Source organism: Bacillus safensis FO-36b (assembly GCF_000691165.1).
Lineage (GTDB): Bacteria > Bacillota > Bacilli > Bacillales > Bacillaceae > Bacillus > Bacillus safensis.
Genome location: NZ_ASJD01000005.1, coordinates 1 through 17,703, shown reverse-complemented (window position 1 = coordinate 17,703; position 17,703 = coordinate 1). Strand labels below are relative to the sequence as shown.

Below are 17,703 nucleotides of genomic sequence, written 5' to 3'. Positions count from 1 at the left end.
ACATGGCTCGTTTAACAGCTCGGTTTGATTTACAAGACCGGATCACGCGTAAATTGCGTTTGATAAGAGGGGACTTAGAACGACTAGATAGATTGCGCCGCAGATCAGAGCGGCCAATCACTCTAAGAATCAGGGACAATGCCACAATTGCATTAAGACGTGTGCAGCGGTTTGTATTGCGCGATCTTGCGCGCACTTATCAGCTGACGCTTGATGTAAATGATCTGGCCACAAAAGCACTACGAAAGTTCAATGGCTTCTTACAACGCAAGATGCCGCGTACTCATAGTGTGCTGATGCGCATTAAAGATCAGGCAACACCAGGGCTTGTCAGGCTTCGTCGTTACATCGATCGGAAGTTTGGCAAAGTAGAACGGTTTGCCATAACGGTCCATGATCGTGCAACCACAGGGATCAGACGTATTGCATCATATGCAGCGCGTCAGCTTGGCCGGGGCTACAGCTATACCATTAGAGCCGTTGATATGGTTCGACGAACAGTCAGCCGTATAGCGTCTTATACTCGGAATACCTTGGGTACTGAATACAGGGTGGCGATTAATGCGATCGATCGTTTCACCGCTCCAGTACGTGGAGCCGTCTCATTTGCAAATACCCATTTGGGACGGACTTACACAACCACAATCAAGGTCCTTGACCTAATCACAAAGCCATTACGGGGGATTGTGTCAGCTGTGACCAGCACACTTGGTTTGCTTGGAGTCGGTGCCGGTGCAACAGGCGGTATTGTCGTGCCGCTCAAAATGGTAGCGGATCGACAGAACATGACCACGGCTTTTGAAACACTGCTCGGTAGCAGAGGGAAAGCAGATGCACGTCTGGACGAGCTGACAGCCTTTGCCGGACAAACGCCATTTACTCGTGATGACATTTTCGAGTCAAGTCGTGTTCTCCAAGTATTCACAGGGAACGCTCTATCGACTACTGAAGGAATGAAGCTAATCGGGGACGTTGCTGCAGGTGTTCAGCGACCGTTCTCAGAAGTTGCGCTATGGATGGGGCGTTTATATGACGGCATTAAATCGGGGCGTCCTATCGGTGACGCAACGGCAGCGCTTCAGGAAATGGGGGCTATCTCTGGTGATGCTAGAGGTAAGCTCGAAAAACTTGCAGAGAGTGGAAAAGACATCTCTAAGACATGGCCGGAAGTAACGAAGGAATTTGGCAAATACAACGACATGATGATCAAAATGTCGGACAACTTGGCCAACTTATTCCTCGGTGTCAAATCATTCATCAACAACTCTATTTTGATGCCTTGGGGTAAAGGACTTGCAGCTGCGTTCCAGCCCGCTCTCGAAGCGTTCAGAACGTGGCGTGGGGAATATTCCTTTGTGCTGACTGATCTATCAAACAAAGCTGAAAAGGCGGGCAAAAAATTCGCTAACAGCTTCCTGAATCCGACAAAGAGTGTTTTCGGATTTATTGGTGATCAGTTCAAAATTTTGTTCCCTGGAGAAAAACTCTCCAAGAAGCAAATGAAAGAGCTCAAAGTGAAATTTAAGGATAACCCCAAATTGCAGAAACACTTTGAACAGCTTGAGAAATATCGAGATATGAGCTTTGAGACAAGATGGAAGCTCGTCCTTGATAATACGAAAGACGTTTTTGGCCAATGGTGGGAAAAGACAGGGAAACCAGGTCTTTTTAAGATGGCTGAAAATGTTGGGAAGACTTACGGCGGTATCATAAACGGTGTTATCAACGGTCTACTTGGTATTGATGACAAATCATCCGAGGACAGTTTCACTGATGCAGGAGCCAAAGCAGGAAGGATATTCATCGAATCATTTTTAGAAGCTCTTGATCCAGCGCAATTGGGAATTCGTATCACCAAGAAGATCGGTGAGATCAACTTGAATGCTCTTACTGGAGAAGGATCAATTGCTGGTGCTTTGATTGCCAATGCGTTTGCGCTTGCATTCCTGGGGAAAGTGGCCACGTTGTTAAAGCCGCTCAAATCCATTCTTTCTGGAGCCTTTGCTGTCTATAAATGGGGCAAAGGTTTAAGAGGCGGGATGGGAGCAGGAACGAGCGGTGGTGTAATCGGTGGAGCTGGAGGAGCAGGGCGACCGCCGAGGAACCCACGAACTCCTGAATATCGTCAGCCTTGGATCAATAGAGGTGAGCCGGTACGACCAACAACGCCAAACCAAGGGCGTGGCGGTGGATTGTTAGGTAAAGTCGGTAAAGGTGCAAAGAGCATCGGAAAACGTATTCCTATTCTCGGTACACTTATTGCAGCCACCGAATTAATCGGGATGAATAATGACAACAAAGGTGAAAAGATCGGTGGGTTCACAGGAAATCTAGGAGGCGGAATCGGTGGAGCGGCAATCGGAACAATGATTGCCCCTGGAATTGGAACAGCTATCGGTGGAGTATTAGGAAGCATCTTTGGCGGTGATCTCGGTAACTGGATCGGTAAGATGTTTGATGACGGGACCATCAAGAAGAAATGGGATGAGCTTGTCAAAGGTGCAGAGAATGCAGTCCAATGGATTAAAGAAACATGGATCACTGTTTCCGGTTGGTTCAATGATAATGTTCTAACACCTATTACAACGTTCTTCAGCGACACATGGACATGGATCACTGAGAAATGGGGTCAGCTTTCCTCTTGGTTTATGAATAACGTGTGGCTCCCTATTTATAACTTTGCAGTACCAATCATCAACTTTGTAGTTGGTGTTTTTGTCGTTGCATGGGAAGTGATTAGTTCCGTATGGGGAGCTGCATCAACTTGGTTTATGGATAACGTATGGACTCCGTACGGACAAATCGCAGTAGCTGCTATCACTCTTGTATGGAACAAGATCACCGAATTATGGAACTGGATACAAATCACCTGGTCCGTTTTCTCAGCATGGTTCATGACTTACGTCTGGGAACCATTTGGATCAGTGGCAATTGAAGCCATTGTCTGGGTGTGGACTAAGTTGACAGAGTTCTGGAATTGGATTCAATTCGTATGGGGCACATTTGCGGTATGGTTTGATACCTTCGTATGGCAGCCTTTCATCAATGTTGGTTTGCCAGCCATCATGTTTATTTGGAACCTGTTTAAAAGCACGTGGAACTGGATTAAAACCACTTGGATTATACTTGCCAAATGGTTTGATGAGTATGTGTGGCAACCATATAAAAAGTATGCAGAGCCAGCGATTACCTTCGTGTGGGAGAAATTTCAGGATGCATGGAGAATCATCAAAGGTATATGGGAAGTAGTGAGTGGATGGTTTGATGAAAAAGTATTTCAACCATTGAAGAGACATGCTGAAAAACTAACAGAAATATGGAATGGTTTTTTCGGTTTAGTTGGTAAAGTGGTTGGTAAAGCAAAAGAGATTACTGGAAAAGGATTTAATTTCTTTGAAAGAAAAGGTGAAGAAAAAACAGGTATGAAAAAAGTCCCTACCAAGGGAAAAAAACCAGATCAGAAAGCCACCGGTGGTTATATCACCCAGCCAACCTTATCATGGGTCGGTGAAGCCGGTAACGAATTTGTTATTACAACTCAAAATAACCGAGGACGAGGAAAGATGTTGCTTGCTCAGGCTGCTTCTCACCTTGGAATGTCTGTTGTGCCAAACGGTGCATCACCAACCTCTCCAGCAAGCTCATCATCTCCTATGAGACCGGCAGCTGCTTCATCAATTTCCACGTCTGCAAGTGGATCGGTTTCAATTGGAGACGCGGCCAACGCATCAAAATACGGGGAACAGTTTAGCACTGACTTTGAAAAAGGGTTAAACAGCAAAGTGGTTTCACTTGAACAGTGGAAACAAGCTAATATCAAGCAGCCATTTACTCAAATTCAGGCAGCGACTCCGCAGTATGGAGCACAAACTATCACCGGTTTTGCTGCAGGTCAAAACATGACACCAACTGGCACAGGTCAATTCTTAGATCAAAATGTAAGACAACCTTTCTTATCCGCTCGACAAGAATCACCTACCTGGGGCGCTGGACTAATTGACGCATTTAACAGCGGCATGCGTTCCAAAGAAAGTGAAGTGACACAAGCAGCCAAGGACATGGCCAAGAAAGTGGAGCAGGCGTTTAGGGAAGAGCTAGACATTCATTCTCCTTCACGTGTCATGATGAGTCTTGGGAAATTCGCATCGATCGGTGTCGTCAAAGGTCTTGATTCGGTTGACGTGAAGAAATTCGCAGAGAATCAAGCTGGTTCCTTAATTGCTGCATTTAGTGGTATGGGCGCATCTAATCTGAGTGTTCAACAATGGCTTATGGCTGCATTAATGGCAACCGGCACATCTATGAGCTGGCTACCTGGTTTGATGACGATCGCGCAGAATGAGTCACGTGGGAACCCGAAAGCAATCAACCTATGGGATTCAAACGCCAAGAGGGGAACGCCGTCTAAAGGATTGATGCAGACCATTGATCCGACATTTAACTCTAATAAAGTCAGCGGCATGAACGACATCTGGAACCCGATTCATAATGCTGCGGCAGCCATTAACTACATCAAAGGCAGGTATGGAAGTGTCTATAATACGCCTGGATTAAGAAGTATCAGAAATGGCGGACCATATAAGGGTTATGCAAACGGTGGTCTAATCACGCAAGAGCAAATCGCCAGAGTCGGTGAAGGAAACAAGCGTGAATGGATTATTCCTGAAGAGCGTGGCATACGTGGTCGCTACTTGTTGGCTCAAGCTGCACAGGCTTTAGGAATGGACGTATACGATCCGGCCACTGCTGCATCATCTGAGCTTTCACAAGGGCAGGTGCAAACAGTAACAGCTGGCACAGCAAATGCACCGTCTGCTTCCAGCGGATCAAAACAGGTCATCATTAACTTTAATGGTGATCAGCACTTCCATAACGGCCAAGATGAAGATTCACTTGTTGAAAAGATCAAACGATCAATAGCTGAAGAACTAGAAGTCGAGATCAACACAGGAACGAAGGGAGTCGTGATCGATGGCTAAATCAAAATATCAATTATGGATTTCGCAAGGGAAGGACAAACTGCGATTCCCTGTTCTTCCTGAGAAATTAGAACTCAATAACAACGTACAAAATGAATCTATCAAAGTATCAAAATTTGGCGAGCTCACATTCTTGGATGTACCAGGAGCTCGTCAAATTTCATTTACAGCCTTTTTTCCGAAGAAGTATACACCGATCGCTGAATATAAAAGCATTCCATCACCAGAGAATGCAATAGCCAAAATTGAACGAATGATGCGTTCAAAGAAGCCTGTACGCTTTATTGTCACAGGAACCAAAATCAATATGCAATGCAGCATAGAGAGTTTTAACCATAGCGAAGGTACTTATGATGTGGGCGATCGTGAATTTACGCTGCAGCTGAAGGAATACAAAACCGCATCACCTAGAAAAATCAAACGAAAAGCCAAAAAGAGCAGCAAAAAACGCAGCTCAAAAGGCGCACCAAAAGTGTACACCGTTAAAAAGGGTGATACATTGTGGGACATTTCCGGCCGCTTCTATGGTGATAGCACAAAATGGCGGCGCATTTGGAATGCGAATAAAGCTGCGATGATCAAACGAAGTAGACGCAATATTAGACAACCAGGGCATTGGATTTTCCCTGGTCAAAAATTAAAAATACCACAATAGGGGTGATCTGATTGATAGAACTCTTTGCAGTGCGGAGCGGGACCATGTATGAGCTGGTGACAGAGAGCGTCACGCTTCGTGGTCAAAGGTATCAAGCTCCCCGATCAATACAAGCAAATATCGTGACAAAACAGGGTTCTCAAAAGTATTACAGCATCAAAGAGGGTGACACGGTTCTTTTCAAGTGGAAAGGAAAAGAGCTTTTCAGAGGAACAGTGTTTGCAAGAACGCCCAAAGATGAAAAGATCACTTTTACTGCTTACGACATGCTTCAGTATTTGGTGAAGAACCAGGATGTCTATGTCTTTTCCAATAAGAGAGCTGATCAGATAATGAAGCGGCTTGGTCAAGATTTTCAGATCCCGATGACTTCAATCGCTAACACTGGCCATGTCATTAAATCACTTGTATTCAAAAACGATACAAGCCTATATGACATCATCTTGCAGGCTCTAAGAGAAACAAAGAAACAAACAGGACGTAACTATCAGATTTACTCTTCTAAAGGCAAAATGGGGCTGAGAGCTTGGCCTGATCCGTCCGAAGTATGGGTCATTGAATCAGGCGTGAATCTCATTGATTATCAGTACAGCACCTCGATTGAGGAAACAGCCACACGTGTGAAGATGAGAGCGACACATGTGGAAAAAATTAAGGTGCTAAAGAAGGAAAAAAAGAAATCTAAGACTACTGACAAAGATAAAGAAAAAGATAAGAAAACGACCAAACCTACCAAGCCGAAAACTGTTACGCAAAAGAAAGAGATTGAGATGTTGGCTGTGGCGAATGATAGTGCTGCTAGAAGTAAATATGGCATCCTGCAGCACGTCGAAAGAGTGTCAGGGGAAATCAATCAGGCACAGCTGCAAAAGAGGGCTGATGTTCGTCTCTCACAGAAAAAGGGCGTGAAAAAAGAACTCAAAAGTATCCAAGCACTCGGAATCCCTGAACTGCAAAGCGGCATGCCAATACGCATCATCATTCCTGATATCGGTATCAAAAAAACGTACTGGATCGATCAAGACAGCCATGAATTTAAAGGAACCAAACACACCATGACGATTGATGTCGTTGAAAAGAATACGATCCCAACGGGGAACCAGACATGAAACTAAGCGAGGCAATTAAGCGATTGGCTGTCGATGCTGTTGATGCACAATCACCAATGGAATTGATACTCGGTGATGTGGTGTCTGTTTCTCCTCTTAGTGTTAGGCTCAACGAAAATGACAAACTCATCATTCCTGAAGAACTCTTTATCTGGCCAGCCCGATTAGATGAGGGGGAAGATGATGAGCTAGAAGAAGGCGATAGTGTCATGGTCCTTGCGATGACAGGCGGTCAGATGTTTTACATCTTAGATAAAGTAGTAGGAGGTGGTTCATGATGACGCTCTCTCCAGAAGAGGAAATTGAAGATTTTGAGGAAGATGAAGATGATATTGTTGAACCTTCGACTACCTACCGAATCGACTTTGAAAATGGCCGTCTAACCAATGAAAAGATTAATGGTCTCGATGCCATTCGCCAATTCGTTTACATCACACTTAGGACAGAGCGGTATGCACATCCTATCTACAGCCATGATGTTGGTTGTGAGGTGCAGGAATCGGTATCTGATGAAGAAGCAACTGATGAATACAAGGAGATGGAGATCCCGCGTCTAATAGAAGAAGCACTTCTTGTTGATGAAAGAATTGAAAGTGTGCAAGATTTTGAGATCACTAAAGAAGGGGCAACTTTTAAGGTGGTCTTTAATGTTGTGACAGATGAGGGAACCTTGGAGATCGAGGAGGTGATTGGCGAAGATGTTTGAAGATCAGTCTTATGAAGCCATCATGGAACGCATGTTGGAACGTATACCCGATGATATTGATAAACGTGAAAACAGCGTCATATGGAATGCGTTGGCTCCTGCAGCTGCGGAACTTGCTCAATCTTATATATGGCTTGATCAGGTATTCGATCTTGTCTTTGCGGATACAGCGCAGGGAGAATTTTTAGATAGACGAGCTGCTGAAGTTGGAATCACTCGTAAAGCGGCCACAAGTGCTGTATGGTCCGTTGAAGTCTCGCCCGAAGGTATAAGAATACCAACGGGATCAAGGTTCTACATTGATAGTCTATATTTTCAGTTTGAATCTGATGGAACTTTGAAATGTGAAACGACTGGTGCTGTAGGCAATGGGAATTTTGCAGAGCTGCCGCTCTTATCACTCGATAACATACCAGGATTAGAGTCTGTCATCTTTGAAGAATTGAAGATACCAGGGCAAGAGGAAGAAGACGATGAAGCTCTTTATGAGCGGTACTTGATGAGGGCAAGGCGGGAGGCTGTTAGTGCCAACAAAGCTCATTATAAAAAGTGGGCTGAAGAAGTAGAAGGAGTTGGCAGGGCGAAGGTGTTTCCACTTTGGAATGGTGAAGGCACAGTAAAAGTTGTCATCACTGACGGGAATTTTGACGTTGCGACAGATTTGCTTGTCAATAAGGTGCGGGAGTACATTGATCCGGTTCCGGGCGAAGGGGAAGGCCAAGCACCGATTGGAGCCACCGCAACCATCGAGAGTGCTAAGTGGAAAGATGTTGAGGTGTCCCTATCAGTGGAGCTTAAAATGGACTATTCACTTGAAGATGCTCAACAAGAGATAGAAGAGAAGATCAAGTCTCTCCTGAAATCACTTGCTTTTGAGGAGAACGTGATCAGAATGTCAGCGATCAATGATATTTTGTATCATGCGGATAGTGTCTCTGATTATGCGGATGTCTTGATCAACGGTGAAGCCAAAAACTTGCCGCTTCAGGACATTGAGATTCCGCGTCTAGGGCAGGTGATCGTCAATGAGCAAGTATGATGATATGAAGGCCTATTTACCTTCCTATCTAACGGAGATCACTGAATTTGATGAATTAATGAAATCCGAAGCCCCTGAAATGGAAAGGCTAGACGATTCTATTTTTGATATGACTGATCAGCTTTTTCCGATCACAGCAACATGGGGATTGGATCGATGGGAAAGAATGCTGAAGGTGCAGCGTGAGTCAGGTGACTCGATTGAATTGAGAAGGGCACGTGTATTGAATCTCATGTCAAACATTCCACCGATCACGTATGCATCACTAGAAAGAGCAGTGAACCGGTTCTTGAAGAACCCTAGCGCAGTGGTTCGTCTAACGACAGGCCGCTATCATTTCTCCCTTCGTGTTAATTTGGATGACCTGCAGAACACCAGATACATTGTGGAGACGCTTGAAAACTTAAAGCCTGCACACTTGGCTTACAAATTCACAAGCGTTCATCATACGGATGTAAAAGAAATTAAAGACTATCATAACCGGCTCACACTGCGCAGCAGAGTGGGCTTTTTTGATCACATCCCGATTCTGTTAAATGGAGAGTTTTTACTTAATGGCACTTTTTATTTGAGCGGATCGCGCAATTCAACAGATATTCCAGTGCGCTTCCGGCAATCTTTAAAGCTGACCTTGAAGCTCAAAAAAGAAATGAAAGTTCTTGGACGTACAAGATATGTCATGGTAGGAGCCAAACACGAAACGGATCAACAAGCAGCTCTTACACTTCGATCTCATTTCAAACGCGTAAATAAAGAAAAAAGGAAAATGACATTCCGCATGGCTACTCATGTATCAAATGAGCAAAGCGGAAGTGCAATCATTAAGCAGAAATATTGGACGCTTGATGGATCAGTACCGCTAGACGGTTCAAAATATCTAGCTGCCACGTCCAAACAAATAGATTTATAAAGGAGGATCATAATGGCTGATCAATTAACCGTAACAACGCTTTATGCTCGGCAACAAATGGCGAAGGCTAGAGCAGAAGGAACAAAGCTCACAAAAGTCGTTAAGATGGCTTTTGGGAATGGTGGGACGAAAGATGGCAAGCCAATCTCCCTGGATGGAACAGAACAAGAATTAAAGAGTGAGCTTGTTCAAAAAGAAATTGATTCATATGAATTCATGGAACCAGCAAAAATCCGCTACACCTGCACGATCGCTGAAGGGGAGCTTGCTGGGGAAGTCATTAATGAATTGGCTCTTGTCGACGAAGACGGCAAATTCACCGCCATCCGCACCATGACAGACAAGCAAAAAGATGGTGACATTGAATTCATCTTTGAGATTGATGACATCTATTAAGAAAGGAGCGATCGTTGATGGACATTAAATCTCCTAAAGTGTTTGAAACAAGTGACAAGGCTCATGCGGATCTGTTCAATGAAATGGTGAAGGTATTACTTGAAAATGATACTGGACTGTTAGATCAACTCGGTGGCCATATAGACGATACCAAGCCGCACGCATCTGAAGCAGAGAAGAAGAAATGGAATGAATCGCAGCTATATAAAATCACAGCTGATGACGGCAAATACTTGATCTCTGTTCCAGCTGACAAAAATATTTATGATGCGATTAAAGACAAAGGGACCTGTACTTTCATTGCATCCCCAGGTGTAGAGGATTCCCCTGCGCCTAGTAACGCTTATTTAAGGGGAATACAGACAGTTGGCCAAGATAAGATCGGAACCGGTTTTGCGGTAGACACGTCAGGTAATGCGTATTACTTCTACTATAATTCTAGCCATATATCTATCACTTGGACGCAGCTGCCGACAGTTGCCGAAAGGAATAGATGGAATAATGGTCAGTTATATAGGCTCACACCAAACGATGGAAGAATTGCAAGGGTTCCAAATGGTACCGATATATTCAAATTACCGACAGGTCCTTACATGGGAGCTCAACTCCTTAATGCTCCAGTAGAAAATGATACAAGTTTTTATTACGTTGATGTTTTTGAAACAGCGTATGAACAAAATGAAGTCATATATAAACGCATTATCGCTACAAGATCATTTGATAACATAACTTGGATTGGTACATTCCATGCTCAAGGTTTCAAAGGGTGGGAGAGAATTACAACCAGTAAAGATGCAAAACTCGACTGGAAGTTACCGACTATCAGAAACGGATGGAAAACATATAAGTCTGAGGTCAATAATGACTATCGGGTTCGCGTTGCAAAGGATGCGATGGGCATTGTTCATGTTACAGGAGCCATCACAGGCGGTACACTTGGGGATGTTGGTGCGTTTATGTTGCCAGAAGGGTGTGAACCGCCTTTCCCTCTCTATAATGTTGGCATCGCTTCTAGTACCGGTGGTTTTAAGGGACCGCAATTTAGTAGACAGTATATCGCTACAGATGGACGTTTCTGTATACAAGACACGAGTAGTAATACTGAGTTTATTGTCGTGAATTGTATGTTTAAAGCAAAGGAGTGATTTTATGAAGCCAATATACGCCTATGATGAAAATTTTAAGTATATACCTGGTGGGGATAAAGAAATACCTGATGATGCTGATATTCCAGAGGGATTTACAGATGTCCAACCCCAAGAAGGGTTATATATAGCGGAATATAATTCCACAAGCAAGACATGGAGCGAGTCGGCAACCCAGGAATACATTGATAGCTTACAAATAGAGCAACCGCCGTATGATATTGATTTACTAAAACAGCAAAATGCGGTGTTAACTAAACAATTGAGTCAGCTTTCAAAAGAAGCAGCTGCAGCTAAATTGCGTGAGGCACAAATGGCAAAACAATTGGCTCAACTCATGACTGAGATTCAGGAGTTGAAGGGTGGTGAAAAATCATGATATATCCAACAGTTGCGGATATAAAGCAGTTTTGGGATTGGAAGTGTTATGGTCCAGAGGATATTGCTTTTTATGTAGAAATCGGTTGGATTAACAAAGAAGACTATGAGGAAATAACAGGAGAACAATACGAAGCCTAGAGGGGCTTTTTATTTTGCCTTCTTTAAGGGGGTGGACAAAGTGAGGTAGGTGAGTATGGTGGAAATGGATTTGGCGCAATATTTGATGACACAAGGACCCTTTGCGGTTCTTTTTTGTTGGGTATTGTTTTATGTTCTCAACACGACAAAGGAAAGAGAAAACAAGCTCAATGAACAAATCGAAGCGCAAAATGAAGTGTTAGCAAAGTTTAGTGAAAAGTATGATGTCGTGATCGACAAGCTCGATAAAATTGAACGGAATTTAAAATAGGAGGGAACATTTATGAAAAACTTCGACAAAGGCACGGTGATCCGCACGGTGCTTCTATTTATGGCATTGATCAACCAAACGTTAATTCTATTTGGCAAGCCAATCTTGCCGATCAGCGAGGATCAAGTCACTTCATTAGCTGAAACGTTGTACCTTGCTTTCTCAATGATCTTCACAATCGTAACAACCCTGGTGGCATGGTTTAAAAACAACTATGTGACTGACAAAGGCAAGTTACAAAAAGAAGTCCTGAAACAAAAAGGATTAGCGAAGTAAGGAGCTGCCATGAGGTGGCTCTTTTTATATTAAATTGATCAGAGGAGACGATGAACATGGTAAAAATCATTAAAGATTTTATTCCAAAGAGTAACCGCAACAGACCAGGAAACTATATGAAGCCTTTGTATATTACGGTTCATAACACAGCTAACACAGCAAAAGGGGCAAACGCAGCGAGTCACGCTGCATTCGTCAAAAGGTCTAGTACAGCGGTGAGCTGGCACTACACGGTGGATGAAAATTGTATCTATCAACATTTGCCTTTGAATGAAAACGGCTGGCATGCAGGAGATGGTCGGGGAACCGGAAACATGAAATCGATCGGCATTGAAATCTGTGAAAATGCAGACGGTAATTTCGAGAAAGCAGTCGAGAACGCTCAATGGCTAATTCGTCAGCTGATGCAGGATCAGGGTATTCCGCTGGCCAATGTTGTTCCCCATAAAAGATGGAGCGGCAAACAATGTCCACGAAAGCTGCTTAATCGCTGGGACAGCTTCAAGGCGGGTATTGCTATTGCTCACACAAATAAAAAGCCGACTGTGAAACCAGCAAAAACAACACCATCCAAACCAGCGGCTTCCAAGCCTGCTAAAAAGACACACAACCTGCCTTCGGGCATCATTAAAATAACAAAGCCTTTGACAAAGGGCGCTGGAGTAAAAGCATTGCAGGAGGCTCTGGCTGCTGTGTATTACTACCCCGATAAAGGCGCAAAAAATAACGGTATTGACGGATACTATGGTCCAAAGACAGCGAATGCGGTCAAGCGGTTCCAGCTCATGCATGGTCTTGTTGCAGACGGCATCTATGGTCCAAAGACAGCGTATGCGGTCAAGCGGTTCCAGCTCATGCATGGTCTTGTTGCAGACGGCATCTATGGTCCAAAGACTAAAAGGGCGTTGGAAAAGTTGCTAAAGAATTTTTTATGAAGTTCCGTCTTACGCTTGCCACCTAGAGGTAATAAGTATATTAATAGACTCTTGCTTGTGTTTATTTGTTCAAATAGTATAATATGGGTATACAACCAAATATTTTTGTACTAAGCAGGAGGCTTATTCAATTGAAAGAACCGTATGTTGCAAATTTTATGTTGAGCGATGAAACTAGGGAAGTGGTTAATCAAGGCAGGAACAGACCTGATTTATTACTTGTTAATCCAACTAGTAGTATTCGAGTACCTTTTATTCCAGCAACTCCGAGTTTTGCTGTTTCAGTTGGGATTTTGCAAATTAATTTAGAAGAAGAGAACGATATTCAAATTAAACTTGTAAGTCCTAATGAAAAAACAGTATTCGATACTGGAGTTGTACCACTTCCGAGAGATCTTAATTCAAATAAAAACATCCCTCTAGAAGGACAAGGGTTCAATGTTAATTTAAACTTACAGAATGTCCCTTGTAGAGAGGAAGGAACTTACGTAGTTGACGTTTATATAAATGGTTTGAAATCAAATGGTTTTAAATTCTACGTATATTCTGAAGAAAGATGATAAATAAAATTCATATTGAAAATCAAGTTGTTCAAGAGGATGTCAAAAATAAAACTAGTGCAACATTGACTATAGTTATGGCAGCGATGACTGCAGTATCAATAACTAGTAGTGCTGGTCCTATTATTCCTAAAGTAACCGAACTTGGCCAAAGATCGATTTCTCCTGTATCATCAAATTCCAAAGATTATAACAGAAGAGGAAATACTTATAAGGTGTATAATATGGAATATACACATTCTTATTTCAACTTAAGTAACAATGGAGTGGTGAGTCTAGGTAAAACCATCAACCAAAATATGATGCAAGCTGTGAATCAAAAAATTGACTCAGGGGATCAAAACAAAGTAAACATTTCTGTTTTATCGAATACAATAAAAGAAAATCACATTATTAAGGAGGGGGATATAATGCTTAAAAATTTAAAATCAGCAAGAGACAAAGCGGAAAAATTCGCAATTTACTCAGGGTTGATTGGTGGTATTTTAACTTTAAGTATATCCTTAACTGGATTAAGTCTAGCAATTACGCTCCCTCCAAGTGTTATTCTTTTTTCTCTTCCGGTCTCTATGGTGTTGAAAAAGAAAGTGAGGGAACTTGTAAATGAATCCTAGTCCAGAACCTCAGACTACTTTTCCAACATCTTCAACTAAGATTGTATTAGCCTTAGTTAACAAATTGACCTCTCCTATGGCTTTCAGTATTTTAATGTGTGGGCTGATGTATTACTTGTCTAAAGATTGGTCTCAATCACTAGACGTAACAACGCAGACTATCGCTTTTTGGTTATGGTTTGTAAGTGTGTTTTTCGTAAACGCTATAGGGATGTATGTTTTAGTTAAGGAAGCTAAGCACGCATATGGACAAATACGATCAGGTTCATCATAATAATGATTAATGCTAAAACGATTAAACCCCTTACCATTTGGATAGGGGTTTTTGTGTTTTAATAGAGAACAAGTTGGTTATAAGGTTAGGTAAAACGTGATATGATTGTAAAAAGGAGGTAATATGATTACATTTAAAAAAGCGTTCAATATAGACTATCATGTTTTGCTTTTATCTTTTATTGTCGTATATTTCTTGCTTCCAGTCGATCAAATATTTACTGCAATCATCATCCTAACCGTACTATTTGGAGTATATCAATTTGTGATTTTTATAAAATTAAAAGAGCAAAAAACACCCTAGTTAAATATAAGCTAGGGTGTTTTTTTAGCTCATGACAGGACTTAGCATTGATAGAATTACGGATCCGCCACATGATCCTTGAAAGAAAAGTGTTAGAAGAGATCGGGAAAAATTCAGCGAAACTTTGGCGGTTGCTTATGTAAACGTAGGTATCCATCTTATATAACAATAACGTATAATGAAGCGGAGGGGAGGCGGAAGATATAAAAATACATAGAATTTCCGTGGGGTTTTTGATGTTAGTTGTGATTCTGACGACACTTTCCGGATGCGGAGGCGTAAAAGTAAGTGAATCTAAGGAAGAGATTGAGTACAATTACGAGGATAATGAGGCTCCGACTCTAAGTTTAGACAAACCCAAAGATTTGAAAACTGTGGACGTCGATTATAAAAGTAATATAGAAGATATAAATGTGAACATTGAAAAAATACATTTCTCAGATGGTGAGGTCGGATTGAGCATATCTTTTAAAAATACCTCAGAAGACGAGACTTATTTAGTTTCTCCTGCTACGTTTATACTACGTGTAAACTCAGCAAAAACTCTCGGATCGTCTGAGTTGGTTTTTGTCGATTATAACTCCGAAGATATAACTATGGACACTAAGGACTCTACTTTTAAATCCGTCTCCTATTGGTCTTTAGGTGACGTTGACTACGATAAGATAAAAGATATCGAATTACAAGTGCACCTAAGTAAAGGTACAGATCCCTCTAACAGATCCTTAGTCCGTTTTAATAGAACGATAACTTTTTGAATGAATAGCTCCACCCCTAACCGGATGGGGCTTTTTTTACGTTTAGTATTAGTACCCCCTCAGTTGTTACTTCATGATGTCTCCTCAATGAATTAAATACTGCTATTAAAAAGTTCTAAATACAAATAATTCTATTATATTACAATAAAATCTTAAATTTACCTTAAATATCCTCTAAAGTCTTTATTTAAATTTGAAGTAAAACTATACTAAAGGAGCTTTAAATTACATAAATAGGAGGATTAATAGGTGAAAATCACTAACAAGGTTTTAAGTTTACTATTAATATTTTCATTGTTTGTAGGTGTTACAGGTTTTATTCCACAAGTGAAAGCTGTCGGTCAAGACGAAGATGAGGTTTATTTAGAAGATAGTAGTGTGATTCTTGAAGAAGATAATGATGCTGATGCTGAAGAAGAACTTGAAGAAATTCAAGGAGTGGAAGAAAACTCAGATGAAAGTGCTCTAAGCGAAGAAGAACTAAAAAGTATTAAAATAACTACTCAATCTTGGGATAGAGGTGGTTTTAACGGAGGTCGTATCGGAGGCGGCGGTGGAGGTGGTTCCATTGTACCAAAGCCAAAACCAACACCAAAACCAACAGCAAAACCTAAGCTTCCTGCAAAAGGTTTTAAATCTGGAGCAGCAGGTGAAAAATTCCTAAATGATTATGTAGGTGGAGTTGGGCATAAGGTATATAAAAATGTTCGAGTATATGATCACAAAAAAGGTAAATGGGTAAAAGAGAAAAGAATTGTGGACGCTTATGTTCCAAGTACAAGAGTGGCACATGAATCAAAAGTTGGTTACACAAGTCTATCAAATTTTGTAAGAAAACAGATTGACAAAGATGTAGCTTTAAGAAAGGCTGGTCAAGTGGATGGAGTGAAGTGGCACTTTTTTAAAAGTGCTAAAACTGGTAAAATAGGAGCAACTAAAAATTTAAGAGAATATTTAAAGAAAAAGAAAGTTCCTTATCAATACCACGACTAATGTTTTGGAGGCTATTAAATGGATTACCCTCTAATGGAACCACCATTTGAAGTAGGTTCACACGAATCACTTTCTAAAAAAAAGGCGCAAATTCTTTTTGATTGGTTTATTAATGAAATACCTCAAAGGATATCTGTTTTAGAAGAATTTACGAATGGTGAAGTAGATTTTAATTATACACCGGAATCTTTAATTGACGTGTATAGTTGGTACTTATCTCAGATTGAAATTTATGAGTTATCTGAAGAAGAAATAGGAATAAAACTTGAAAGATTAAGTCAATATCCTGACTTTATTTATCAAGATGAAAAAGAACGGTTACTAGCTAATCCAGTTGAAATTGGAAAAGTGGATTATGCGATAGCAATGGATATTGGTATATATTATGGGGAAACCATTAGGAGAAACTATCCGCAAGTGAAGTGGACATACTTTACTAAACCTAAATCACATCCCTTTTTAAACAAGCCAGTATTATATTTTAATGATGCAGATGATGACATGATATCTTATGAAAGAGAACCAATCGATATGATGTTTGTTCTTAATCAAAGAATAAAAAGAGGAGAGATTACAGATCACAGCCTGTATGAACTTTATCAATACGATGTGAATGAAATTCTCGGCATCTTTGAGGATCCTGAAGATTAAAATAAAGGGCAACTTCTCACTTGGAAGTTGCTCTTTTTAGTGTAGCAGACATTAGTTAGCTGATACTAAAACCGCCATTCTCTTTTCTCTTTATCCCATTTCAATTCTTCTTTTTCCAGAAGGTTTTTGACTGCTTGCCTAACAGTCGTTTCATCTTTACCAGTTTTTCTTTTCAGATCATCAATTGTTGGATTCTTACGGAAGCGACTCATATTATAAATAATTCGATAGATCTTTCTTTCGAGATCAGTCATACTCTCACCTCGAAAACATTTTATCGGAACGTTTGTTCTGTGTCTAGGTTTGAGTAATAATATATTTATATACGGTTTACCCTGCGGAAACAGGGAAAAAAATTCGTATATTTCAATGATTTACTTCTTTATCAATCCACTATTACTCATGTATTACTCACACGGCTCCTTTACAGGAGCTCTTTTTTTGCGGTTTCTTTTCGGTGTGGAATTATTCTTAAAATGATAATATATGTCATTATAAGGAATAGTTAGGAAGGGGTAGGGACTTATGGAGAAAGTGCTTTCTTCTCATGTAGGTATGAAAATCAATGAATGGTATTACCATATTCAAAGATTTAACGTACCGGACGCCG

At 41.2% G+C, this 17,703-nt stretch carries 20 protein-coding genes; 19 read left to right on the top strand and 1 reads right to left on the bottom strand.

All coding sequences use genetic code 11. From position 1 onward, the window contains the following. Positions 1-2: 2 nt before the first annotated feature. The 19 genes from BA81_RS12115 (at position 3) to BA81_RS12015 (ending at position 17,093) form a co-directional block, all read left to right on the top strand. Positions 3-4,979: a transglycosylase SLT domain-containing protein gene (locus BA81_RS12115; RefSeq protein ID WP_034282377.1), complete on the top strand. Its 4,977-nt coding sequence runs from the start codon at positions 3-5 to the stop codon at positions 4,977-4,979. After that, the gene (locus tag BA81_RS12110) at positions 4,972-5,634 is read left to right on the top strand and encodes a LysM peptidoglycan-binding domain-containing protein (RefSeq protein WP_034282375.1); all 663 of its coding nucleotides are present in this window, start codon (positions 4,972-4,974) and stop codon (positions 5,632-5,634) included. The genes BA81_RS12115 and BA81_RS12110 overlap by 8 nt, the downstream gene beginning before the upstream one ends. Before the next feature lie 11 nt (positions 5,635-5,645). Next, complete coding sequence (locus BA81_RS12105) at positions 5,646-6,743, top strand: XkdQ/YqbQ family protein (RefSeq protein ID WP_034282373.1); 1,098 nt, start codon at positions 5,646-5,648, stop codon at positions 6,741-6,743. After that, positions 6,740-7,021 carry a DUF2577 family protein gene (locus tag BA81_RS12100; protein ID WP_034282372.1) on the top strand — a complete coding sequence of 94 codons (282 nt, stop codon included), beginning with the start codon at positions 6,740-6,742 and terminating at the stop codon, positions 7,019-7,021. The genes BA81_RS12105 and BA81_RS12100 overlap by 4 nt, the downstream gene beginning before the upstream one ends. Beyond that, complete coding sequence (locus BA81_RS12095) at positions 7,021-7,449, top strand: DUF2634 domain-containing protein (RefSeq protein WP_034282684.1); 429 nt, start codon at positions 7,021-7,023, stop codon at positions 7,447-7,449. Before BA81_RS12100 ends, BA81_RS12095 begins: the two co-directional genes overlap by 1 nt. Further along, complete coding sequence (locus BA81_RS12090) at positions 7,442-8,488, top strand: baseplate J/gp47 family protein (RefSeq protein WP_034282370.1); 1,047 nt, start codon at positions 7,442-7,444, stop codon at positions 8,486-8,488. The genes BA81_RS12095 and BA81_RS12090 overlap by 8 nt, the downstream gene beginning before the upstream one ends. Next, on the top strand, positions 8,475-9,398 hold the full coding sequence (locus tag BA81_RS12085) for a YmfQ family protein (RefSeq protein WP_034282368.1): 924 nt from the start codon (positions 8,475-8,477) through the stop codon (positions 9,396-9,398). Before BA81_RS12090 ends, BA81_RS12085 begins: the two co-directional genes overlap by 14 nt. 12 nt (positions 9,399-9,410) lie before the next feature. Next, entirely contained in the window at positions 9,411-9,794 is a 384-nt protein-coding gene (locus BA81_RS12080; protein ID WP_008361274.1) for a phage tail-collar fiber domain-containing protein, read from the top strand. Positions 9,795-9,811: 17 nt separating this feature from the next. Then, positions 9,812-10,939: a hypothetical protein gene (locus BA81_RS12075; RefSeq protein WP_034282366.1), complete on the top strand. Its 1,128-nt coding sequence runs from the start codon at positions 9,812-9,814 to the stop codon at positions 10,937-10,939. Between the two features lie 4 nt (positions 10,940-10,943). Then, positions 10,944-11,318, top strand: coding sequence for a hypothetical protein (locus BA81_RS12070; RefSeq protein WP_034282364.1), 375 nt, complete (start codon positions 10,944-10,946; stop codon positions 11,316-11,318). Beyond that, a complete protein-coding gene (locus BA81_RS12065) occupies positions 11,315-11,458 on the top strand; it encodes an XkdX family protein (RefSeq protein WP_034282362.1) in 144 nt (47 codons plus the stop codon). The genes BA81_RS12070 and BA81_RS12065 overlap by 4 nt, the downstream gene beginning before the upstream one ends. A gap of 58 nt (positions 11,459-11,516) precedes the next feature. Further along, entirely contained in the window at positions 11,517-11,729 is a 213-nt protein-coding gene (locus BA81_RS12060) for a BhlA/UviB family holin-like peptide (RefSeq protein WP_025092921.1), read from the top strand. A 12-nt stretch (positions 11,730-11,741) separates the two neighbouring features. Next, on the top strand, positions 11,742-12,005 hold the full coding sequence (locus BA81_RS12055) for a phage holin (protein ID WP_034282361.1): 264 nt from the start codon (positions 11,742-11,744) through the stop codon (positions 12,003-12,005). Between the two features lie 56 nt (positions 12,006-12,061). Further along, positions 12,062-12,940, top strand: coding sequence for a peptidoglycan recognition protein family protein (locus tag BA81_RS12050; RefSeq protein WP_034282359.1), 879 nt, complete (start codon positions 12,062-12,064; stop codon positions 12,938-12,940). A gap of 131 nt (positions 12,941-13,071) precedes the next feature. Then, entirely contained in the window at positions 13,072-13,500 is a 429-nt protein-coding gene (locus tag BA81_RS12045; RefSeq protein WP_034282357.1) for a DUF6941 family protein, read from the top strand. After that, positions 13,497-14,114, top strand: a complete 618-nt coding sequence (locus BA81_RS12040) for a hypothetical protein (protein ID WP_034282356.1) — start codon at positions 13,497-13,499, stop codon at positions 14,112-14,114. The genes BA81_RS12045 and BA81_RS12040 overlap by 4 nt, the downstream gene beginning before the upstream one ends. Positions 14,115-14,927: 813 nt before the next feature. Beyond that, on the top strand, positions 14,928-15,449 hold the full coding sequence (locus tag BA81_RS12025; RefSeq protein WP_034282352.1) for a hypothetical protein: 522 nt from the start codon (positions 14,928-14,930) through the stop codon (positions 15,447-15,449). Positions 15,450-15,698: 249 nt separating this feature from the next. Beyond that, positions 15,699-16,442, top strand: a complete 744-nt coding sequence (locus tag BA81_RS12020) for a hypothetical protein (protein ID WP_034282350.1) — start codon at positions 15,699-15,701, stop codon at positions 16,440-16,442. 18 nt (positions 16,443-16,460) lie between these two features. Further along, positions 16,461-17,093, top strand: coding sequence for a hypothetical protein (locus BA81_RS12015; protein ID WP_034282349.1), 633 nt, complete (start codon positions 16,461-16,463; stop codon positions 17,091-17,093). A 65-nt stretch (positions 17,094-17,158) separates the two neighbouring features. On the opposite strand, the gene BA81_RS12010 is transcribed toward BA81_RS12015, so the two are convergent. Beyond that, positions 17,159-17,347, bottom strand: coding sequence for a BlaI/MecI/CopY family transcriptional regulator (locus BA81_RS12010; RefSeq protein ID WP_034282347.1), 189 nt, complete (start codon positions 17,345-17,347; stop codon positions 17,159-17,161). Positions 17,348-17,703 lie beyond the last annotated feature (356 nt).